The following is a 21,214-nucleotide window of genomic DNA, read 5'->3' as shown; positions in this document are numbered from 1 at the left end:
GCCCGTGTTCGCGGGGGAATCTCACGTCCCGTGCCCATGGGAGCGTTCCCATGCCTGTCCGTGACGGCCTCCGCCATGCCGACCGCACCCGCGACCAGACCGCGCCCAGCCGACGCCGCAGGAGAGAACCCGTTGAACGCACCCCTTCCCTACCTCGACCCCGCGCTGAGCCACGCCGAGCGGGTCGCCGACCTCCTGGGGCGCATGACGCTGCCCGAGAAGGTCGGCCAGATGCTGCAGCTCGACGCCAAGGACGGGGTCCGCCCGCTCATCGAGGACATGCACGCGGGCTCGATCCTGCACACCTCCCCCGAGCGGGTCCTGGAGGCGGCGGAGCTGACCGGGCGGACGCGGCTGCGCATCCCCCTCCTCGTCGCCGAGGACTGCATCCACGGGCACTCCTTCTGGGAGGGGGCCACGATCTTCCCGACCCAGCTCGGCATGGCGGCGACCTGGGACGCCGGGCTCGTCGAGAGGGTCGCCCGCACCACAGCCGTCGAGGTCGCCGCGACCGGCATCCACTGGACGTTCTCCCCGGTGCTGTGCATCGCCCGCGACCTGCGCTGGGGACGCGTCGGCGAGACCTTCGGCGAGGACCCCTTCCTCATCGGCGAGATGGCCTCGGCGATGGTCAGGGGCTACCAGGGCGAGGGGCTGGACGACCCGACGGCGATCCTGGCGTGCGCCAAGCACTTCGCCGGCTACTCCGAGACGCAGGGCGGACGCGACGCCAGCGAGGCGGACATCTCGCGGCGCAAGCTGCGCTCGTGGTTCCTGCCCCCGTTCGAGAGGGTCGCGCGCGAGGGCTGCCGCACCTTCATGCTCGGCTACCAGTCCATGGACGGCGTGCCCATCACGGTCAACGACTGGCTGCTCGACGAGGTCCTGCGCGGCGAGTGGGGGTACACCGGCACGCTCGTGACCGACTGGGACAACGTGGGCCGCATGGTGTGGGAGCAGCGCGTCCACGCCGACCACGTCCAGGCCGCGGCGGCAGCGGTCCGCGCGGGCAACGACATGGTGATGACCACGCCGCAGTTCTTCGAGGGCGCCCAGGAGGCGGTCGCCCGGGGCGCGCTGACCGAGGCGGAGATCGACGCCGCCGTCGGCCGCATCCTCACGCTCAAGTTCGAGCTCGGGCTGTTCGAGGACCCGCGCCACCCCAGTCCGGAGCGCCAGGCCGCGGTCATCGGCGCACGGGAGCACACCGCCCTGAACCTGGAGGTCGCCCGCCGCTCCCTGGTCCTGCTGGCCAACGACGGCACCCTGCCCCTGGACGGGGGGTTCCGCGCCGACGCCTCCGGGCGGGCCGACGCCGCCGCGGACGCCCCGGCGCGCACCGTCGCCGTCGTGGGGCCCAACGCCGACGACCCCCACTCCCAGCTCGGCGACTGGGCCGGCGCGTCGGGCCAGGTGGACTGGCTCCCGGACGGCCACCCGCGCGAGATGGTCCGGACCGTCCTGGACGGCGTGCGCGACCACTCCCCGCAGGGGTGGAGGGTGCGGCACGCCCGCGGCGCGGACATCCTCCGCCTCGTCCCGGACCCGGAGGGGGAGTTCTTCCCCGACGGCCAGCCGCGCCCCCGCGTCGTGGTCCCCGCCGAGCCCGACGGGCCCATGATCGGGGAGGCGGTGGCTGCGGCCGAGGACGCCGACGTCGTCGTCGCCGTGGTCGGCGACCGGATCGAGCTGGTGGGCGAGGGCAGGTCGACCGCGACCCTCGAACTCGTGGGCGGCCAGGTCGCGCTCCTGGACGCCCTCGCCGCGACCGGGACCCCGATGGTCGTCGTGGTGGTCGCCTCCAAGCCGCTGGTGCTGCCGGACTCCGCGCTGGAGGCCGCCGCGCTGGTGTACGCGGCCAACCCGGGCATGCTGGGCGGGCGCGCCGTCGCGGAACTGCTGCTCGGGCTGGTGGAGCCCTCGGGCCGCCTGCCGATCTCCTTCGCGCGGCACGCCGGCCAGCAGCCGACGTTCTACAACCAGGTGCGCGGACAGCACGGCGACCGGTACGCGGACCTCACGCAGCGCCCCGCGTTCGCGTTCGGCCAGGGGCTCTCCTACACGACCGTCGAATACGCGGACCTGCGGATCCCCCGCCCCGGGGTCGGGCCGGGGGACACCGTCCGCGCGCGGGTCACGGTGGCCAACACGGGCGCCAGGCCCGTGCTGGAGACCGTCCAGGCCTACGTCTGCGACACGGTCGCGTCGGTGACGTGGGCGGAGAAGGAGCTCAAGGCGTACCGGCAGGTGCGTCTGGAGCCGGGAGAGTCCCGTGTCGTCGAGATCGAGGTGCCGGTGGCCGACTGCACGATCGTGGACGCCTCGGGCGCGCGCGTGGTCGAGCCGGGCGGGTTCGAGCTCCTCGTGGGCCCGTCGTCGCGGGAGGAGGACCTGCTCCGCGCCGGCTTCACCGTGGAGGGCTGACACCGGGCGGCACGGCGGCGAGGCCACGGCGGTCGGCGGCGGCCCCCGCCGGGTGCGCGCGGCGTTCGGAGGGCCGGACGCCGCGCCTGCGCGGTGGCGCTCCCCCGCGGCCGTCCGGAAGGTCAAGGAGGCGCCGGACGGCCGGGGCGTCCGGGGCCCCGCGTCCGGCGGGCCCTGCGGGGCCCGCCGGGCGCGGGCAGCGCCCCGGGCGGGCGGCGGCCCCTCGGCCGCCGGTGTGCGGGGCTCAGGCGTCCCGCCGGGAGAAGGCCGCCGACGCCACCGCCACGGACACCGCGGTCCACACGGCGATGACGAGCAGCGCGGGCAGGGTGGGCAGGAAGCCCTCCGTGCCCGGGACGGCCATGCCCGCCACGCTCTCGGACGCGGCGCCGACCATGTGCCGGGGGACGTTCTCACTCCACCAGGGACCGAAGAAGCGGGCTCCCACGACGGGCAGCGTGCTGAGGAGGACCACGAGGCCGAAGGCCCCCGGGGCGCTGCGCAGCACGACGGCCGCGCACGCGGCCAGCAGGGCCTGGGAGAACGCGGACACCGGGATGTAGAGGAGCACGGCGCGGAGCATGCCCGGGTCCGAGAGCCGGACGGTGGCCTCCCCCGCCGCCGCCAGGGCCGCCTGGGTGAGGGCGAAGTTGGCCAGGGAGACCACGAGCCCGCATCCGAGCGCGAGCGCCGCGACGATGGCCAGCTTCGCGGCGAGGGTGCGCCCGCGTCGGGGGGTCGCGGCCAGGGTGAGGGCGACCGTCCCGTTGCGGTGCTCGGAGGCGACGACGTTGGCGGCCAGCGCGGCGAGGACCCACACGCCGAGCGTGCTGCCGAAGAAGATCACGCTGTACCGGCCGTCCTCCTGTTCCCGGGCCATGGCGGCGGTGTCGCCGAACACCGCCATCAGCAGGGTGATGCCGAGCGTCAGCGCGACGGCCACGACCAGGATCGTCCGGTTGGAGGGCAGGGCCCAGAACTTGTACCACTCCGATCGGAGGGCCGCGGCGAACCCGGGGGGCCGTCGGTCGGTCGCGGGAGCGGTCGGCCCTGTCGCCGTGGTCATCGTGCTTCTCCTCGTGGATGTGGGGCTGTGGTGTCCGGCCGCCCCGCGGAGACGCCGCGGGGCGCGGCGGCCGGGCGGGCCGGGGCTCGGGGTCATCGGGGGCCGGCCGGGGCGAAGCGGTGCACGGCGGTGTCGCCGGTGAGTTCCATGAAGACGTCCTCCAGGCTGGCGCGCTGCTGGACCAGGGCGTGCAGGGTGACGCCGTGGCGGGCGGCGATCTCGCCCACCCGGGCGGCGTCCGCGCCGAGCACGGTCAGCCCCCCGCCGGAGGCGTCGCGCTCGACCGCCAGGCCCGCCTCCTCCAGGACGGCCGCGAGCAGGTCCCGGTGCGGGGTCGAGACGCCCACCCTCCCCGTGGCCCCGCGCCGGATGAGCTCGTCGGTCCCCTCCTCGGCGATGAGCCGTCCCGCGCCGATCACCACGACCCGGTCGGCGGTGTCGGCCATCTCGCTCATCAGGTGGCTGGAGACGAGGACGGTGCGCCCCTCCGCGGCCAGGCCCCGCAGCAGGGTGCGGATCCACCGCACCCCCTCGGGGTCCAGGCCGTTGACGGGTTCGTCGAGGACGAGCGTGCCCGGGTCGCCGAGCAGCGCCCCGGCGATGCCCAGGCGCTGGCGCATGCCCAGCGAGTAGCTCGCGATCCTGTGCCGGGCGGCGTCGGCCAGGCCGACCGCCTCCAGGACCTCGCAGGTCCTGCGGGCCGGCAGGCCGCCGGCGCGGGCCAGCCACCCCAGGTGGGCGGCGCCCGTCATGCCGGGGGGAACGGCCCCGGTGTCGAGCAGGGCCCCGACCTCGCGCATGGGCTCCGCCAGGTCGCGGTAGCGGCGGCCGTTCACCAGCACGCGCCCCTCCGTGGGGCGCTCCAGGCCCAGGGCGAGCCGCATCGTGGTCGACTTGCCCGCGCCGTTGGGCCCGAGGAAGCCCGTGACCTGCCCTGCCGGGACCGTGAACGAGAGTGCGTCCACCGCCTTGCGTCCCCTGTACTCCTTGGTCAGTTCCTCGACCTCGATCACGCCGCCTCCGGATGCGAGTGCTGCCCCGGCCCCTCGTGGACCGGCTCGCTCCAGGCAACCGTCCGGGGCGGTGGACCCGCGAGCGCACAAGGTGGTCTTCGCTGTCGACGAAAGTTGTCTTCCGTCCCCGCCCCGGCCGGCCCCGCGCGGGCCTACCGTGGGGGCATGGTCGATACGGACGGGGCGGACACGGCCCCGGTGACAGGGGCCGGGGGGCCGCCGTCGGCTCCGGCGCGGCGCGACGCGGGCATGCACAGGGCGGCGGCCGTCGTCCTCTCCGCGGTCGCCGTGGCCAACGGGCTGTTCTGCCAGGCGATCATGCCCGGCGCCGCCCCGGGCACGGTGGCCCTCGGCGTCGCGGTCATGGTCGCCGCGTCGCTGGCGATGCCCGTGGCGCGACCGGAGCCGCTCACGTCCGTCCTGGTCACGGTCGCCGCGTACATCCTGCTGGTCGCCCCCGACTCCGTGTGGCGCGACCTCTCCCACGAGGGCGGCCTCGTGTGGCCGCTCCTCGCGGTCGCCTGGTGCGGAGCGGTCCTGGTGCGCGAGGGGTGGGCGCCCCGCCATTTCGCCCTGGGCGGGGCGGCGCTGGCCGGCTACGTCGCGGTCGCCGCCGCCGTGGCCGTGCCCGCGGGCGGCCCCGTCCTGGTCACGGTGCTCAACGCGGCGGCGCCCGTCCTCGGCGGCGCCTCCCTCAGCCTCTGGGCGAGGCTGGGGGAGGCGCGCCGGGAGCGGGTCCTCCAGGAGGAGCGGGAGCGGGCGCTGCTCACCGACCGGGCCCGGGCCGACGAGCGGAGGCGCCTGGCGGCGGAGATGCACGACGTGGTCTCGCACCAGGTCAGCCTGATGGTGCTGCAGGCCGGCGCGCTGGCCGTGGCGACCTCGGACCCGGGGGTCCGCGAGGCGGCCGACGGCATCCGCGCGGCGGGGAGCCGCGCGATCGAGGAGCTGCGCGGGATCATGGGGGTGCTGCGGGAGGACCGGGCCGCGGACGCGGAGCACCCGGACGCGTTCCCCGCCGGTCCCCGGGAGCCCGGGCCGGACCCGGCCGTGCTGGCGGAGGAGGCGCGCGCGGCCGGGCAGCGGGTGGAGCTGACGGTCACCGGGGCCCCCGCCGGGGCGGCCCCGCACACCGCCCGCGCGGTGTACCGCATCGTGCAGGAGGGGCTGACCAACGCCCGCAAGCACGCCCCGGGCTCCGGGGTGGCGGTGGACCTGCGCTACCGCCCGGACGCCGTCGTGGTCGAGGTGGTGAACTCCGCCCCCGTGACCGCGCCCGACCCCCTGCTCGCCGGGGGCGGGGCGGGTTCGGGGCTGGAGGGGCTGCGCCAGCGCGTGGACCTGCTCGGCGGGACGTTCGCGGCGGGGCCGGAGAGCGGCGGTGGGTTCAGGATCGGTGCGGTGCTGCCGGACGGGGACAGGGCGGGGGAGGCTCCGTGATCCGGGTGGTCGTGGTCGACGACGAGCCGATGGTGTGCGCGCACCTGCGCACGATCCTCGGCTCGGCGGACGACATCGAGGTGGTGGGCCAGGCCGGGGACGGCGCGGAGGCGGTCGAGGCCGTGGTCCGCCTGCGGCCCCGGGTCGTGCTGATGGACCTGCGCATGCCGGGGGTCGACGGCATCGCCGCCATCAGGCGCGTCAACGCGCTGGCGGACCCGCCGGTCGTCGTGGCGCTCACCACGTTCGACGACGACGCGCACGTGGTCCGCGCGCTCAGCGCCGGCGCGATCGGGTTCCTGGTCAAGACCACGCCCGCGGAGGACCTGGTCAACCTCGTGCGGGTGGCCGCCGACGGGCACACGGTGATGTCGCCCGTCGCGGCCCGCCGCCTGCTGGGCGCCTCGGCCGGCGACCGCGTCCGCGCGGAGGACGCGCGCGCACGCGTGCGGGGTCTGAGCGTACGGGAGCGCGAACTCCTGGGCTGTCTGGGCGAGGGCATGTCCAACGCCTCGATCGCCGCCCGCCTGTTCCTGTCCGAGTCGACCGTGAAGAGCTACGTGTCGCGCATGCTCGCCAAGCTCGACTGCGAGAACCGGACGCAGGCCGGCCTGCTCGCCCACGAGGCGGGCCTCGCGGCCCCGCCCCCGCCGGGCGGGGGCTGAGGCCGGGCCGGCCGGGGCCGCCGGTCCCGAGCCGTGCGGGCCCCGCCGCGCCCGGTCCCCGCGGAGCGGGCGCGGCGGGCGCGGTCCCGTGTCAGCGGTCGACCGGCAGGTCCTCCGCGCCGGTGGCCCACCCGGTGTTCGGCCGGGCGCCCAGGACGTGGGTGAGGGTCCCTCCCCCGGTGGTGAACCCCTCCGGGAGCCACGAGCGGCCGTACGGCTCACCGTCCAGGCGCACCGAGTCGACGTAGACCGCGTCCGGACCGGCGTTGCGGGCGACCACGGTGATCGGCGGGCGCCCCCGCGGAGCGATCCGCGCGTACGGGAACACGGGGCTGGACAGCAGCAGTTCGCCGCGTCCGGGCGCCTGCGGGAAGAGCCCCAGGCTCGCGAAGACGTACCAGGCCGACATGGTCCCGAGGTCGTCGTTGCCCGGGAGCCCGCTCGGCCCCGTCCCGTACTGGGAGGCGGCGATCTCGCGCACCGTCTCCTGGGTCTTCCACGGTTGGCCGAGGGCGTTGTACAGCCAGGGGGCGTGGATGCCGGGCTCGTTCGTGGGGTCGTAGCGGAGGGGGTCGCCGCCGCCCACCGACCACTCGCCGTCGGGGGTGCGGAAGAACCCGTCCAGGCGTGCGGAGGCGGCCTCGCGCCCGCCCATGGCCCCGGCCAGGCCGCCGACGTCGTGCGGCACCATCCAGGTGTAGGTGGCGCTCGTGCCCTGGGCGAAGCCGGTGTCCCGGGCGGGGTCGAACGGGGTCACCCACGAGCCGTCGGCGTCGCGCGCCTGGACGTACCCGGCGCCGGGGGTCGCGTCGGGGTTGAACACGTTGCGCCAGTACCGGCCGCGCTCGGCGAAGGCGGCGGCGTCGGACCCGCGTCCGAGCCGGGCCGCCCACTGGCCCAGGGAGTGGTCGGCGACGGAGGCCTCCAGGGTCTCTGCGGCCCCGCCCCAGCAGTGGCAGTCGTCCTGGGGCGCGTAGTGGAGTTCGAGGTAGCGCTCCAGGTGCGGCCGCTGGCCCTCGCACTGGCCGGGGCACCCGGCGTCGGACAGCCCGTCGGGGTGCGGCTCGGTGGCCTGCGCCCGCAGCGAGTCGTAGGCGGCCCGGGTGTCGAAGCCGTCCACGCCCATGGCGGCGAACGTGGCCAGGGTCGCGGCGGAGGGGTCGCCCGTCATCACGTGGGTGGGCCCGTTGATGTGGACCCACCGGTCCCACACCCCTCCGTTCTGCTCGGAGAAGTTGAGGAGGGACTGGGCGAAGTCGCCGGCCACCTCGGGTTCCAGGAGTGCCAGCAGCTGGATCTGCGCCCGGTACTGGTCCCAGCCGGAGAAGTTCGTGTACTGGGCGCCCTGGTCGCCGGAGACGCGGTGGGGCTCGCCGTCCATGCCGGGGTAGCGGCCGTCGACGTCGCTGACCAGGTTGGGCTGGAGCAGGGAGTGGTAGAGGGCCGTGTAGAAGGCGGTGAGCCGGTCCTCGGAGCCGCCGCCGACGCGGACGGTGCGCAGGCGGCGGTTCCACGCCTGCTCCGCCTCCGCGGCGACCGCGTCCACGTCCGCGCCCTCCCCGGCGGGGATCTCGGCGGCCAGGTTCTCCTCGGCCCCTCGCGCGTCCACGTAGGAGACGCCCACGCGCACGCCCACGGTCGCGCCCTCCTCGAAGCCGACGTAGCCGCCGGAACCGGTGCCCCGGCGGGCGGCCCTGTCGTAGCCCTCCCCGCCCGACGCGGTCGTGGCCCCCTCGTGGAGTTCGCCATCCTCCCAGGCGCCGACCTCGGTGAACGGGGTGTCGAAGTGCGCGGTGAAGTGCAGGCGGTAGTACGACCTGCGGTTGTTCTCCCCGCCGTTGGCCCGCTGCCCGCAGAAGGCGCCCGTCAGCACGGAGCCGGAGACCGTGCGCGCCTCCTCGTCGATGCTGATCTCGGCGTCCTCGCTGCCGTTGAGCGAGTTGGAGGTGCGGAACAGCAGGTTCGCGGGGGCGCCCTCGGGGAAGGCGAACTCGCCCGCGCCCGCCCGGTCGGTGACGGACAGGTCGGTGCGCACCCCGTTCTCCAGGGTGACGGTGTAGCGGCCCGGGGTCGCGGACTCGTCCGCGTGGTCGAAGTCGCTCGCGTAGACCTCGTCCGCGCTGTCCGCGCTGGGCGAGGTGTCCACGGGCACGGTGACCGGCATGATCGGCACGTCCCCCGCCGCTCCGGGGTGGCAGCCGGCGCCGTTGACGTGCGTGAGCGCGAACCCCCGGACCCGGGTGGCGTCGTAGGCGTAGCCGTTGGCGGCCCCGGTGTCGGTCTGGTCGCCGCGGGTCGTGGTGGGGCTCCACGAGACCATGCCGAACGGCCGGACCGCGCCGGGGTAGGTGTTGCCGCCGCCGGAGGTGCCGATGAACGGGTCCACGTACCGCGCGGGCGAGCCGACGGCCGAGGGCCCGGGGTCCGGTGCGGCGCCCGCCGGGGCGGGGAGGAGCAGGGCGGCGCCCACGGCCAGGGCGAGGGCCGGGGCGAGCAGGCGCGGGAGGCGGCGGGCTCCGAGGGGGGCGGCGGGTCCCGTGCTGCGGGCGTGTGCGGGGGAGGTCATCCTGGGCGGGGTCCTTACGCGGGGGTGGCGGTCGGCTCCGGTGAGTGTGGCCCACGGGGGGCGCGGACGGCCAGACCCCGTGCCGTGAGTTGGCGCGGTCTTCGCCGCCCCGTGGCCGGGGCGTCACGGACGCCTGGGGTCCGGGGCCGCCGCCGGGGCGGGGTCCGAACCACGCCGGGAGCCGCCGGGGCCGGGGCGGCCGGCGGCGGGGTCCGGGGGCGGTGCCTGTGGGTGGTGTCCGCGAGGGAGGGGGTTCACAGGGGCGGGCCCGGGAAACGTCCGGGAGCCGTACCGTGCGGGCACGGCTCCCGGGCGCCGCTCTTCCGGGGGTGGTCGGTGTCAGCGCACGTAGCGCGGGTTGCTCACACCGCTCTCGTGGTGCAGGCGGTCCAGTGCGGTCACGTAGTAGGTGCGGTCGCCCTCCGCGGCGGGAGCGGTGAAGACCGTCTCGCCTCCCTCGGAGCGGACGGTGCCGACCATGGAGCGCGGGTCCTCGATGCCGCACGCGGCCCCGTCCCTGCCGGGCGGGCCGTCGAAGGCGTAGACCGCGTAGTAGGCGGGGTCCTGGCCGCGCCCCGGCCGGATGGTCAGCTCGGTGCCGCCGTCCCCCCTCACCGCGCGGGTGACCACGGGATCGGCCGGCGCGGCCCCGCCGAGGCCGTCCTTGACGGGGACCAGCGCGGGGTGGGCGTAGTGCTCGTCCACCACGACGTCCATGGCCGCCCGTGCGTTGGTGGCCAGCGAGGTGGCGCTGAAGTAGACGTCGCCGTGCACGCCGGGGCGGTCGCGGTTGAACTCCAGGTGCCGGGCGAGTTCGCGCGGGTCGGACCAGGCGCCCGCGTTGCCCGCCTTGTAGGCGGCCTGGCCGATGTAGAGGTGGGTGCCGGTGCCCTCCGCGACCTCCTCCCACCAGGGGACCAGCACCGCGTAGTCGGCCACCGGCAGGCCGATCTCCCAGTAGACCTGCGGGTTGATGTAGTCGAGCCACCCCTCGGTGACCCACTTGCGGCTGTCCGCGTACTGGCCGTCGTAGGACTGGGAGCCGTTGGTGTCGGAGCCGTCCGGGTCGCTGGAGGCGTTGCGCCAGATCCCGAAGGGGCTGATGCCGAACTTCACGTGGGGTTTGGCGGCGCGCACCGCCTCGCTCATGCCCTGGACCATCAGGTCGACGTTGTTCCGGCGCCAGTCCGCCACGTCGTCGAACCCGCCGCCGTGCTCGGCGAAGGTGTCCTCGTCCGGGATCGTCCGCCCCGCCACCGGGTAGGGGTAGAAGTAGTCGTCGAAGTGGACCCCGTCCAGATCGTAGTTCTCGACCGAGTGCATCATCGCCTCGATCACGAACTCGCGGGCCTCGGGGACGCCGGGGTCGTAGTAGAGCCTGCCCCCGTACTCGAAGGTCCAGTCCGGGTTCTGCCGGGCGGGGTGGTCCTCGACCAGCCGCGCCGGGTCGGCGTGCATGGCGACCCGGTAGGGGTTGTACCAGGCGTGGAACTCCAGGTTGCGGGCGTGGGCCTCCTCGACGGCGAACTCCAGGGGGTCGTAGCCGGGGTCGCCGCCCTGCTCACCGGTCAGCCACTCCGACCAGGGCTCGTACGGGGAGGGCCAGAACGCGTCGGCGGTGGGCCGGATCTGCACGAACACGGCGTTGAGGCCGTCGTCCACCGCCCGGTCGTAGAGCGCGGCGAGCTCGGACTGCTGCTCCTCGGGGGTGAGCCCCTGCTCGCTGGGCCAGTCGATGTTCTGCACCCCGGCGATCCACTCGGCGCGCATCTGCCGCTTGGGCGGGGCCTGGGGGTCGGTCTCGCACACGCCGTCCGGGGCGCCCGTCCCGGCCTCGCGCGGGGCGGCGCCGGCCGGCGCGGCGGCCAGGGAGGTGGTGAGCACTGCGGCGAGGGCGCCGCAGAGGAGGGCCGTTCGGGGGATCAGAACCGCGGCCCGTGGGGGCCGGGACTCGGGGCGGTTCCGGTGCGATGGCGCCAACGTGGCTCCTTCCGACGTGTGTCCGCGCGGGCGGGGGGCCGGTCGCCGCCCCGGGACAACTGTGCGCGACGGTCAGGTCGCTTTCAGAAGAGAACCTTCATGATTTGCCGAACGAAGGCAAGAGTCCTACGGGAGGTTGATACTCATATGAAAGAAAGAGCCCCATGGGCGTTTTTCCCCGCCCGCCGGTCCGCCGTGCCGGCGGACGGGAGGGTCGTTCCGCCCGGGGGCGTGCGGGCTCGGACGGCCGCCGGGCCGACCGGCGTGGACGCGGTCCCGGAGCGGCCGCCGCAGGCCCCCCGCCCTGCGCCGGGGAACCCCGGCCCGGACCGGGCGGGCCTCCTTCGCCGAACCTCCGCGCGCACCCTAGACTGCCCGGGATCCCGGACCTTCCGTTCCCCCGGGCGGGGGCGCCGGAGGGGGCGGGGGCGACGTCCCCGGCGCTCCCGGGGCGCGGTCCCCGTCCCGCCGCTCCCCCTCCCGGCGGCGTCCCGCGCCGCGTGCGGGACCGGTCCGTCCCCTCACCCCGTGGAAAGGGCCGTACCCGGTGGACCTCTTGCGCGTCGTCGTCGGCGCGGGCATCTCCGTGCTCCTGTCCTACAGCCTGCCGTGGGCCCGCCGCACATGGTGGAGGGCCGCGCTGGTGGCCCTCGCCTTCGGGCTGTACGCGCTGGCGCCGCTCCTGCCCGGCTGGGGGCCGGCGCTCCTCCTGGTCGCCTGCCCCGCCATCGCGGTCGCCCTCGCCCGCCTCGCCAGGGGCGACGAGAACGCCCAGACGTCGCCGACCCTGTTCAACGACCGGCCCGGGCTCGTGCTGTGGCCCCTGGGCGCGCTCGCGGGCGTCTGCCTGCTCGGGGCCCTGGTCCACGACGCGTCCGGTACCGTCGCGCTCGCGGCCCGGCTGTTCGGGGACGACCGCCTCTTCGTCGTCGTCGCCGGGTTCGTCCTCGCGACGTTCATCGGCGGGGAGGTGGTCACGCACCTCCTGCGCCCGTTCACGAAGGTCCTCGACGAGGAGGAGGGCGCGCAGATGAGGTCGCTGAGGGGCGCGGGAGCGGTGATCGGGTGGCTGGAGCGCTCGCTGATCTACGCCTTCGTGCTCGCCGGCCGCCCCGAGGGCGCGGCCCTCGTCGTGGCCGTCAAGGCGCTGGCCCGGTTCCCCGATCTGCGGGCCCACCAGAAGGGCTTCGCGGAGTACTTCATGATCGGCTCCCTGAGCAGCCTGGGGGTCGCGGCCTTCGTGGGATTCGCGGCCCTCACTATAATGTCGTGAGACGGGTGCGACGCCGCCCGACTCAGGAGGGTGTCTGTGTACCTCAGAGAACACGACCTCATCAGGAAGGTCCTGTCGCTAGGACTTCCCGAAAACGACTTCGTCATCGCCGGCAGCGGCCCTCTCCTGGCCCACGACCTCCGCTGGGAGGTCGGGGACATCGACGTCGTCGCCCGCGGGGCCGCCTGGGAGAGGGCGCTGACCCTGGGAGAACCCGAGGACGCCCCCTTCGGCGACGGGGTCCGCCGGGTCCTCCTCTTCGACGACCGGGTCGAGGTCCTCAACGGGTGGTTCCCCGACATCTGGACGGTCGACGAGCTGATCGACGGCGCCGAGGTGATCGACGGCCTCCGCTTCGCGGCCCTGGACAACGTGCGGGTGTGGAAGACGCTCCTGGGCCGGAGCAAGGACCACCTCGACGTCAAGCTCATCAACGAGTACCTGGAGTCCGTCGCCCACTGAGGGCGCGCGCCCCCTTCCCGCGCCGCGGCGCCGCGGCCCCGCCCCCTCCGGGCCTGCGCTTCAGCCGGTCGGCGCGGTGCTGGTCAGGAGCAGGCCGGCGCCGGTGCCGCGTCCCGCGCCGATCCCTCCCAGGCACAGCTCCTGGAGTGCCTCGCTGTCCTCCACGACGGCCTGGCCCGTGAAGTGGTACCGGGCGGGCCTGCCGCCCAGCCGCTTCCACCTGGCGGACGTCACCCTGAGCGCGCCCGCCGTCTTGGCCTCGATCCACCCCTGGAACTCCGACTCCTCCAGGGCGACCCGCTTGCCCCGCGGGCGCGGCTCGGCGGCGTCCGCGTCGACCCCGCGCTGCCCGGTGGGCGCGGCGATCAGCTCCCAGCGGATGGTCTCGCCCTCCGTGTGGCGGGGCGGCGGCTGCATCGTCGCCGCGTACGCGCCGGGGATCTTCCCCCACGCGGGGGCCGTGTCGGAGCTGACCACGAGCGTGGTCGGGGACACGCGCGCCCACAGCACCCGGGCGTCGGAGTCCGGGTCGGGGTCGACGGCCTCCCGTACGGACCGCCCCATGGACGCCCACTGGTCCATGGGGGTGCTGCGCTTGGGGTTGAGACTGATGCGAGCCAGGTACAAGGATTTCCGATCCGGGTCTCGTCCCCGCCGGGGCGGGGCGTGTGTGCGGGCGCGGACGGCCGGGCCTCCCCCGTCCGCTCTGGATCCTTCACTGTACGAGGCCCTGACCCCCGTTCGTCCCGTTCACCGGGGTGGCGGCCCGGTCGCGGCGTCCCCGGCGCCGCCGCACGGCACGGCGGCCCGCCCCCGACCGGGCGGCCCGGTTCCGGGCTGTCCGGACCGGGTGGCCCGGTTCCGTGCGGCCCGGACCGGCCCTCACGCCTCCCGCCCGCTCCGCCCCGCGGGCGTCCAGCCGAGCAGGGGGCCCAGCCGGGTGGCGGTGTCGGTGAGGATCTGCTCGTAGTCCTCGTACTCGAACGTGAAGGGCAGGGCGAACACCACCTCGTCCACCTGCTGGTACCCGGCGTGCTCGGCCAGCGTCTGCGCGATCCGCTCCGAGGTCCCCACGAGGTCGGGGGCGAAGAGGAGTCGGCCCGGCCCCTGCGGCGCGGTGGTGCGCGCCAGACGGCTCTGCGCGTACTCCTCGTACTTGCGGCGCTGCGCGGGCGTGGCGCTGTCGGTGGGGACCACCACGAGCCCCTGCGAGACGCGCGCCCGCTCCCCGAGCGGGTGGCGCTCGCGGAACCGCAGGATGTGGGAGCGCTGCACGCGGGCGAAGTCGTCGTCCTCCTCGGCACGGACCACGCTGCTGGTCAGCAGGTTGAGCCCCTGCTCCCCCGCCCACTCGGCGGAGGCCAGTCCGGCCGCCCCGTACCAGACGCGTCCGGCCAGGCCGGGCGAGTGCGGCTGGATACGCCGCGAGTACGTCTCGACGCCCTCCCGGCCGGAGAACGTGCTGACCGGTTCGCCGCGCAGGTTGTGCAGGAGCCGGGACAGGCGCGTGCGGCCGAAGTCCTCCGCGTCCCAGCTGTCCGGGTAGAGGTGCTCCTTGATGTGGTCGTAGTGGGTGGGAGGACCCACGCTGACCCCCGGGTTGAGCCGCCCCCCGCTGAGGACGTCGACGGTCGCGAGGTCCTCCGCCAGGCGGAACGGGTTCTCCAGCCCGAGCGGGATCACCGCCGTGCCCAGCTCGATGCGGGAGGTGCGCTGGGTGGCGGCGGCCAGGACCGCGACGGGCGAGGAGATGCCGTGCTGGAGGTGCCGGTCGCGCAGCCAGGCGCTGTCGAAGCCGAGCCGCTCCCCGAGTTCGATCATCCTGAGCGTGTTCTCGTGGCCCGCGGCGGGTTCGTCCTCGTCGAACAGGCCGATCGTGAGGAATCCCAGCTTCGAGAGCGGGCGTTCCGGGACGGTCATCGCTTCCACCGCACTTTCCCTGTCTGGACGGTAGGAAGATCCTAGGCAACCGGCCGCCCCGCCGCCCCGCGTGCGGCCGCCGCGCGTCCGGTGGGATGGATCACGCGTTCCGGCGGGGCGGGGACGCGCCGCCACGGCCGCGCAGGCGGCCCGTCGGCCCGGAGGGGCCGCGACGCCGGGGCGCGACCGGGACGGCCCCGTCCGGGGGCGGGGAACGCGTGCCCTCCGGTGCGGGCGGGAGCGTCCGGCGGCGGAGAACGCCCTCCCCCTTTCCCCCACCCCTTTTCGCCCTTTCCCCTGCCCGTTCCAGGAAGGCGCAGAAATACACGAGCGGCCCCGCCCGGATTCCACCGGTGCGCCGCCGGGGAGAACGCAGCGGATCGGCGCGCCTTTTCCTTTTCCCCGTCTCCCTCTCGGAGAGGGGCCGCCCCGGGGAGGGCGGCGGGCCCCTCGCCCCCGCGGGGCGGGAGGCGGTGCGGCGGACCCCCGACCCGGCGGAGGACGGCCTCACGGGCGGTGACGGCCTGCGCGCCAGGACCGGGCCGGACGGAACGCGCGCCCGGCCGGCGGCCTCGCGCGAAGGGCCTCCCAAGAGGCTGCAAACACGAGAAACCGCAGCTCAGGAACTCGCACGATCCCTTCGGGACCTCCGACCCCTCTCGCGCGCGAGAACGGCTCCCCGCGCCGTCGGCCGCCCGGGGCCGACCCCTTCCGCAACGGGGGGTCCGCCCTTGTTCGGCGACATACGCACCTGTACTGTGTCCGCATGTTGTCGAGCCAGCTCAGGTACCCCACGGCGCTGGCAGAAGGACGCAATGGCGTCCTGACGGTGCAGGCGCGCCCTGTTTCCGGGCCCGCGCCCCTCACCGCGACGCGCACAATCGAATTCTTTTTCGGCGCCCCCGGCCCGAAGTGCGGAAACCGCATTCCCGGCTCCGTTCCCCAGGACGCGGGAGCCGTCGTGCGGGGTCCCTCCGGCCATCGCGGGCCGACCGATCCGCCGACCGGCCACGCCGCCGGGACCGCCGTCGCGGCGGGGACCCCGGCCCCGGGGCCGGGACGCGCGCTCCCCGGCGCCCCGCACGGCGTCGGCGGAGGACCGGACCGGTAGCGCCCCCCGCCCCCTCCCGCCCCGGACGGCGTCCCGCACGCCCCCCGTCGGGGACGGGACCGCACCTGGAAAGACCCGCGCGCGGCAACCGGATACCGCGCGTGCCCGATCAGTGAAGAGGATGGTCCATGCCGTCGTTCCTTGACCGCGAGAGAAGCGTGGCCCCCCCGGGCTACAGCCGGTGGCTCATCCCGCCGGCGGCCCTCGCCGTCCACCTCTCCATCGGCCAGGTGTACGCCTTCAGCGTCTTCAAGACCCCCCTGGTCGAGCGGTTCGACACCTCGCTGACCGCGATCGGGGTCGTCTTCAGCATCGCCATCGTCATGCTCGGCCTGTCCGCCGCGTTCGGCGGCAAGTGGGTGGAGCGCAACGGCCCGCGCAAGGCCATGTTCGTCTCCGGGGTGTGCTGGGCGGGCGGCTTCCTGGTCGGCTCGCTCGGCGTGGCGACCGGCCAGCTCTGGCTGCTCTACCTCGGTTACGGGTTCCTCGGCGGGATCGGCCTCGGCATCGGGTACATCTCCCCCGTCTCCACGCTGATCAAGTGGTTCCCGGACCGCCCGGGGATGGCCACGGGCCTGGCCATCATGGGGTTCGGCGGCGGCGCCCTCATCGCGTCCCCGCTGTCCTCCGCGCTCCTGGACCGGTACGCCGCGACGCCCTCCGAGGCGATCGTCCCCACGTTCCTCACCCTGGGCGCCGTGTACTTCACGGCCATGATGCTGGGCGCCGCGACCGTCCGGGTGCCGCCGCCGGGGTGGACCCCCGAGGGCGGCGCGCCCGCCCAGGCTCCCCCCGCTCGCGAGCAGGTCCAGGACGGCCTCAGCGTGGAGGCGGCCTTCCGCACCCGGCAGTTCTGGCTGCTGTGGATCGTGCTGTTCTGCAACGTCACCGCCGGGATCGGCATCCTCGAACAGGCCGCCCCCATGGTGCAGGACTTCTTCACCGGTGTGGGCCCGGCCGAGGCCGCCGGGTACGTCGGCGTCCTCTCGCTGTGCAACATGCTGGGGCGCTTCGTCTGGTCCTCCACGTCCGACGCCCTCGGGCGCAAGCGGACCTACATCGGCTACCTGGGGCTCGGCTGCGTGCTGTACCTGGTCATCGCCGTGGCCGGCACGAGCTCCGTGGCGCTCTTCGTGGCGGTCACCGGCGTCATCCTGTCCTTCTACGGCGGCGGCTTCTCGACGATCCCGGCCTACCTGAAGGACCTGTTCGGCTCGTTCAACGTCGGGGCCGTCCACGGCCGCATCCTCACCGCCTGGTCGTGCGCGGGCATCGCGGGGCCGCTGATCGTCAACGTGGTCGCCGACAGCCAGCTCGCGGCGGGCCGCTCGGGCGCCGACCTGTACACGGCCTCCCTGTACCTCATGGTGGCCGTGATGGCGGTCGGGTTCACGGCCAACATGCTGGTGCGCCCGCTGTCCGCGTCCGCGGCGCCGGCCCCCGGGCCGGCCGGCCCGGACCGGTCGCGCGAGGCGGTCTCGTGAGCGCCGGACGGGCGCCGGGAGCACCCGGCGGGCAGGAGGAACTGGAAGCGCCCGGAGGCACCGGGCCGCGGAGGGAGGACCCGGTGGACGGTACGCGACGAGGCGGTCAGACGCTGTCGAAGGCGGCGGCGCTCTTCCTGTGGGTGGTCGTGGTCGTCGCCCTGGGCTACGGCGTGGTGCGGACCGCGGTCCAGGCCGCGGCCCTGTTCACCGGCTGACCGGGAAGACCGTCGCGGGCGCGGCTCCCCCGTCCCGGGGGGGGGGGGGGCGCGCCCCGGGCGGGGCGCCGGGGGGCCTCCCCACCCGGGGCCCCCCCCGGGGGGGTCACCGCCCGCCCCGGGGGCCCCCCCCGTGTGCGGGCCCCCGTCCGCCGGGGAACCCCGGGCGGGGGGGGGCCCCCCCGGCCCGGGGCGGGGGGGGCCCCCCCCCGGGACGGTGCGCCGGGGGGCCTCCCCTCCGGGGACCGCGCCGGAGGGGTTCACCGCCCTCCCGGGGGACGCGCCCCGTGTCCGGCACCCGTTCCTCCGTCCGGGCCGGTCCGGACCCCGTCCGGCGGAACCGGGCGGGACCGACCGCGCCGGCCGGCGGCGGGCTCCCGTCCGCCGCCGGTCCCCGCGACGGCCCCGGCCCCCTTCCCCGCGGTCGGCCGCAGGCGGGCGCGGACGGCCGTCGCCGCGCAGGCGACCACCGCCACCCCTCCGAGGACCGTGGGCCACGTGAGCTGTTCGTGCAGGATCAGGGCGGCCCAGCCGATGGTCATGACCGGCTGGACGAGCTGGACCTGGCTGACCTGTGCCATCGGGCCGATCGCCAGCCCCCGGTACCAGGCGAAGAAGCCGAGGAACATGCTCACCACCGCCAGGTAGGCGAAGGCCGCCCACTCGGCCGGGGTACCGCTCGGCGGCCGGTCGGCCACCGCCACCCCCGTGAGGACGGCCATCAGCGGGAAGGACAGGACGAGCGCCCAGGAGACGGTCTGCCACGCGCCGAGTTCGCGGGCCAGGAGCCCGCCCTCCGCGTAGCCGACCGCGGCCGCGGCCACGGCGCCGAACAGCAGGAGGTCGGACAGGTACGGTCCGCCGAACCCGCCGCCCTGCAGCGAGGCGAACACGACGGCGGCCACCGCGCCGACGGCCGCCATGGTCCAGAAGCGGGCCGGGGGCCTCTCTCGTCCGCGGAGCGTCGCCGCCACCGCCGTCGCCGCGGGCAGGAGGGCGATCACGACGGCGCCGTGGCCCGCCGAGGCGGAGGTGAGGGCGAAGGAGGTGAGTACCGGAAAACCGACGACCACACCTGCGGCGACGACGGCCAGGCGGACCCACTGGCTGCCGCGCGGCAGGCTCTGACCGGTGCAGGCCAGGGCGGCGGCCGCCAGGAGCGCGGCGACGACCGCACGGCCGGAGCCGGTGAACAGCGGTGACATCCCGCCGCCCTCGACGGCCACACGCGTGAAGGGGATGGTCAGGGAGAAGGCCGCGACGCCGAGCAGGCCCCACAGCAACCCGGACCGGGAGGATAGCGCTGGTCGCATCGTCTGAGTAGCGCTACTATTGTTCTTCATGAATAACGATAGCAGTTCGCGTATCGTCGCAGGGCTCCGCGCGTGGATCGCCACGGCCCCGCCGGGCGCGAGGCTGCCGTCCACGCGAGCCCTGGTGGCGCAGTACGGGGCGAGCCCGGTCACGGTGCAGAAGGCGCTGCGGACACTGGCCTCCCAGGGGGCGGTGGAGAGCCGCCCCGGGGTGGGGACCTTCGTCCGCGCGGCCCGGGCCGCCCGTCCGCACGACTACGGGTGGCAGACCGCCGCGCTCGGTCCGACGGCCCAGCACGCGCCCCGGTCGGCCGCCGCGCTGCGCACCGGCCCCGACGGCGCGGTCGCCCTGCACTCGGGCTACCCCGACCGCGAACTCCTCCCCGAGCGCCTGGTGCGCGGAGCGTTCACACGGGCCGCACGCGGCGCGTCGGCCGTCGCGAGGCCCCCGGCCGCGGGCCTCCCGGACCTGCGGGCGTGGTTCGCGACCGAGCTGGGGGCGGACTCCCCCGCCGGGGTCGCGCCGCCCGCCCCCGGCGACGCCGTCGTCCTGCCGGGGAGCCAGAGCGGGCTCAGCACCGCCTTCCGCGCCCTGGTCGGCGCGGGCCGCCCGCTGCTGGTGGAGTCGCCCACCTACTGGGGGGCGCTCCTGGCCGCCGCGCAGGCGGGGGTGCGGGTCGTGCCGGTGCCCAGCGGCGCCGGGGGGCCGGACCCGGACTCCCTGGTCCGCGCGTTCGAGCGCACGGGGGCGAGCGCCTTCTACGCCCAGCCGAACTTCGCCAACCCCACCGGGGCGCGCTGGTCGCCGGACCTGGCCGACCGGGTGCTGGACACCGTGCGCCGCTTCGGGGCGTTCCTGGTCGAGGACGACTGGGCGCACGACTTCGGGATCGAGGACGGTCCGGCGCCCGTGGCCGCGCGCGACGACGGCGGGCACGTGGTGTACCTGCGCTCGCTGACCAAGAGCGTGTCCCCGGCCGTGCGCGTCGCCGGGGTGGTCGCCCGCGGCCCCGCCCGGGAGCGGATCCTCGCCGACGCCCGGGCCGGGTCCCTGTACGTCAGCGGCGTGCTGCAGGCGGTCGCGCTCGACGTCGTCACCCAGCCCGCCTGGCGCACCCACCTGCGGGGGCTGCGCCACCAGCTGGCCGCACGGCGCGACCTCCTCGCCGGCGCCCTGCGCGAGCACGTCCCCGCCGCGCACCTGGAGGCGCTGCCCCGGGGCGGGCTGAACCTCTGGGTCCGGCTCCCCGACAGCACCGACCTGGCGCGGCTCGTGGCGGACTGCGAGGACCTCGGGGTCGTCGTCGCCTCGGGGGACGAGTGGTTCCCCGCCGAACCCACCGGCCCCCACCTGCGGCTCAACTACGCCGGACCGGACCCCGGGTCCTTCCCCGACGGGGTGCGCGCGCTCGGCCGGGCGCTCGCGCGCCAGGAGCCGTGCTGACCCGGCTCCGGGGGCGCGGTTCCCGCGCCTTCGGCACCGTCCCCCCGCCGGCGGGCGCGCCGGTCCGGCCGGGGGCCCCGGCCGCCGGGCCCGGCGCAGCGGCCCCGTCAGGCCCGCAGCCCCCGGTAGTGGGCGCGCCGCTCCGGCGGGAGCTTCTCGATCGCCGCGCGGAGCAGCGGTCTCGGCGCACCGGCGGCGTGGGCGTCCAGGAAGCCCAGGAGGCGGTCGCGGTCCACGTCCCCGGCCGCCCGCAGCATCCACCCGACCGCCTTCTGCACCAGCTCGTGGTCGTCGTGGAGGAGGATCCCGGAGAGCGCGAAGGCGTCGTCCAGGTCCCGTCGGCGGATGAAGTGTGCGGTCGCCACGATCGAGGTCCGCCGCTCCCACGGGTCGTCCGAACGCGCCAGGGCGTACAGCACGTCGCGCGGGCGGTCGTTCAGGTGGCGGCCGAGGACGTGGTGCGCGGCCAGGTCGACCAGGTCCCAGTTGTCGACCCGGTCGTGGCGCCGCAGGTACAGCTCCGCCAGGGCCCCGATCTGCTCGGGGGTGGCGCCGCGGCGCCGGGCCTTCTTCTCCATGATGCTCATCGCGCCGGCGCGGGCCTCGTGGACGGGGCTCTCCATGAGCGCCTCGATCTGGTCGAGGTCCATGGCCGTGAACTCCTTCGCGAGGGAGAACACGGTGCCCATGCGCACGCCCACGAAGTAGTCGTCCGGGTCCTGGTCGTCGGCGTCGAAGCGGAAATAGCGCTGGTACTTGCGGAGTTCCCCGTCGTCGCGGTGCTCGTCCAGCCGCTCCAGGAACGCCGCCGCGGTCGGTTCGAAGGCCATGGGGG

Annotated in this window: 16 protein-coding genes; 8 read left to right on the top strand and 8 right to left on the bottom strand. The window is 75.7% G+C overall.

All coding sequences use genetic code 11. The features are described from left to right. Positions 1-132: 132 nt before the first annotated feature. On the top strand, positions 133-2,424 hold the full coding sequence (locus ACIRPH_RS05545) for a glycoside hydrolase family 3 N-terminal domain-containing protein (protein WP_402909703.1): 2,292 nt from the start codon (positions 133-135) through the stop codon (positions 2,422-2,424). Positions 2,425-2,668: 244 nt separating this feature from the next. Here ACIRPH_RS05545 and ACIRPH_RS05540 read toward each other — a convergent pair whose 3' ends face one another. Together ACIRPH_RS05540 and ACIRPH_RS05535 are read right to left on the bottom strand one after the other, a co-directional pair. Then, positions 2,669-3,490, bottom strand: coding sequence for a hypothetical protein (locus tag ACIRPH_RS05540; RefSeq protein ID WP_402909701.1), 822 nt, complete (start codon positions 3,488-3,490; stop codon positions 2,669-2,671). A gap of 92 nt (positions 3,491-3,582) precedes the next feature. Then, positions 3,583-4,503, bottom strand: a complete 921-nt coding sequence (locus ACIRPH_RS05535; RefSeq protein ID WP_402909698.1) for an ABC transporter ATP-binding protein — start codon at positions 4,501-4,503, stop codon at positions 3,583-3,585. Between the two features lie 165 nt (positions 4,504-4,668). Between ACIRPH_RS05535 and ACIRPH_RS05530 the strand changes: the two genes are divergently transcribed. Continuing rightward, complete coding sequence (locus ACIRPH_RS05530) at positions 4,669-5,943, top strand: sensor histidine kinase (RefSeq protein ID WP_402909695.1); 1,275 nt, start codon at positions 4,669-4,671, stop codon at positions 5,941-5,943. Beyond that, on the top strand, positions 5,940-6,608 hold the full coding sequence (locus ACIRPH_RS05525) for a response regulator (RefSeq protein WP_402909692.1): 669 nt from the start codon (positions 5,940-5,942) through the stop codon (positions 6,606-6,608). Before ACIRPH_RS05530 ends, ACIRPH_RS05525 begins: the two co-directional genes overlap by 4 nt. Before the next feature lie 91 nt (positions 6,609-6,699). Here ACIRPH_RS05525 and ACIRPH_RS05520 read toward each other — a convergent pair whose 3' ends face one another. Both ACIRPH_RS05520 and ACIRPH_RS05515 read right to left on the bottom strand, forming a co-directional pair. Next, complete coding sequence (locus ACIRPH_RS05520; RefSeq protein WP_402909689.1) at positions 6,700-9,174, bottom strand: GH92 family glycosyl hydrolase; 2,475 nt, start codon at positions 9,172-9,174, stop codon at positions 6,700-6,702. 339 nt (positions 9,175-9,513) lie between these two features. Continuing rightward, positions 9,514-11,154: a glycoside hydrolase family 10 protein gene (locus tag ACIRPH_RS05515; protein WP_402909686.1), complete on the bottom strand. Its 1,641-nt coding sequence runs from the start codon at positions 11,152-11,154 to the stop codon at positions 9,514-9,516. Between the two features lie 547 nt (positions 11,155-11,701). Between ACIRPH_RS05515 and ACIRPH_RS05510 the strand changes: the two genes are divergently transcribed. Together ACIRPH_RS05510 and ACIRPH_RS05505 are read left to right on the top strand one after the other, a co-directional pair. Continuing rightward, positions 11,702-12,427, top strand: coding sequence for a hypothetical protein (locus tag ACIRPH_RS05510; RefSeq protein WP_402909684.1), 726 nt, complete (start codon positions 11,702-11,704; stop codon positions 12,425-12,427). A 36-nt stretch (positions 12,428-12,463) separates the two neighbouring features. Further along, a complete protein-coding gene (locus ACIRPH_RS05505; RefSeq protein ID WP_402909682.1) occupies positions 12,464-12,889 on the top strand; it encodes a hypothetical protein in 426 nt (141 codons plus the stop codon). A 60-nt stretch (positions 12,890-12,949) separates the two neighbouring features. Here the strand turns inward: ACIRPH_RS05505 and ACIRPH_RS05500 are convergent, their stop codons facing one another. After that, entirely contained in the window at positions 12,950-13,516 is a 567-nt protein-coding gene (locus ACIRPH_RS05500; RefSeq protein ID WP_402909680.1) for a type I-E CRISPR-associated protein Cas6/Cse3/CasE, read from the bottom strand. A gap of 255 nt (positions 13,517-13,771) precedes the next feature. Next, on the bottom strand, positions 13,772-14,809 hold the full coding sequence (locus tag ACIRPH_RS05495) for an LLM class flavin-dependent oxidoreductase (protein WP_402911580.1): 1,038 nt from the start codon (positions 14,807-14,809) through the stop codon (positions 13,772-13,774). Between the two features lie 1,239 nt (positions 14,810-16,048). Between ACIRPH_RS05495 and ACIRPH_RS05490 the strand changes: the two genes are divergently transcribed. Both ACIRPH_RS05490 and ACIRPH_RS05485 read left to right on the top strand, forming a co-directional pair. Continuing rightward, entirely contained in the window at positions 16,049-17,404 is a 1,356-nt protein-coding gene (locus tag ACIRPH_RS05490) for an OFA family MFS transporter (RefSeq protein ID WP_402909678.1), read from the top strand. Positions 17,405-17,487: 83 nt separating this feature from the next. After that, positions 17,488-17,622: a hypothetical protein gene (locus ACIRPH_RS05485; protein ID WP_402909676.1), complete on the top strand. Its 135-nt coding sequence runs from the start codon at positions 17,488-17,490 to the stop codon at positions 17,620-17,622. Positions 17,623-17,882: 260 nt separating this feature from the next. Here ACIRPH_RS05485 and ACIRPH_RS05480 read toward each other — a convergent pair whose 3' ends face one another. Next, the gene (locus ACIRPH_RS05480; protein ID WP_402909674.1) at positions 17,883-18,935 is read right to left on the bottom strand and encodes a DMT family transporter; all 1,053 of its coding nucleotides are present in this window, start codon (positions 18,933-18,935) and stop codon (positions 17,883-17,885) included. 28 nt (positions 18,936-18,963) lie between these two features. Between ACIRPH_RS05480 and ACIRPH_RS05475 the strand changes: the two genes are divergently transcribed. After that, entirely contained in the window at positions 18,964-20,379 is a 1,416-nt protein-coding gene (locus ACIRPH_RS05475; protein WP_402909672.1) for a PLP-dependent aminotransferase family protein, read from the top strand. Between the two features lie 107 nt (positions 20,380-20,486). On the opposite strand, the gene ACIRPH_RS05470 is transcribed toward ACIRPH_RS05475, so the two are convergent. Further along, entirely contained in the window at positions 20,487-21,209 is a 723-nt protein-coding gene (locus tag ACIRPH_RS05470; protein WP_402909670.1) for a DNA alkylation repair protein, read from the bottom strand. Positions 21,210-21,214 lie beyond the last annotated feature (5 nt).

It is taken from the genome of Nocardiopsis sp. NPDC101807 (genome assembly GCF_044766605.1).
Taxonomy (GTDB): domain Bacteria; phylum Actinomycetota; class Actinomycetes; order Streptosporangiales; family Streptosporangiaceae; genus Nocardiopsis; species Nocardiopsis tropica.
Note: the sequence above shows the minus strand (reverse complement) of the source record. Positions and strands in the feature narration are given on the sequence as shown.

Bases quoted from the DNA above. Each gene is read 5' to 3' on its own strand.
- ACIRPH_RS05520 (WP_402909689.1), bottom strand. From the start codon at position 9,174: ATGACCTCCCCCGCACACGCCCGCAGCACGGGACCCGCCGCCCCCCTC.
- ACIRPH_RS05490 (WP_402909678.1), top strand. From the start codon at position 16,049: ATGCCGTCGTTCCTTGACCGCGAGAGAAGCGTGGCCCCCCCGGGCTAC.
- ACIRPH_RS05475 (WP_402909672.1), top strand. From the start codon at position 18,964: ATGAATAACGATAGCAGTTCGCGTATCGTCGCAGGGCTCCGCGCGTGG.
- ACIRPH_RS05540 (WP_402909701.1), bottom strand. From the start codon at position 3,490: ATGACCACGGCGACAGGGCCGACCGCTCCCGCGACCGACCGACGGCCC.
- ACIRPH_RS05480 (WP_402909674.1), bottom strand. From the start codon at position 18,935: ATGCGACCAGCGCTATCCTCCCGGTCCGGGTTGCTGTGGGGCCTGCTC.
- ACIRPH_RS05495 (WP_402911580.1), bottom strand. From the start codon at position 14,809: ATGACCGTCCCGGAACGCCCGCTCTCGAAGCTGGGATTCCTCACGATC.
- ACIRPH_RS05470 (WP_402909670.1), bottom strand. From the start codon at position 21,209: ATGGCCTTCGAACCGACCGCGGCGGCGTTCCTGGAGCGGCTGGACGAG.
- ACIRPH_RS05530 (WP_402909695.1), top strand. From the start codon at position 4,669: ATGGTCGATACGGACGGGGCGGACACGGCCCCGGTGACAGGGGCCGGG.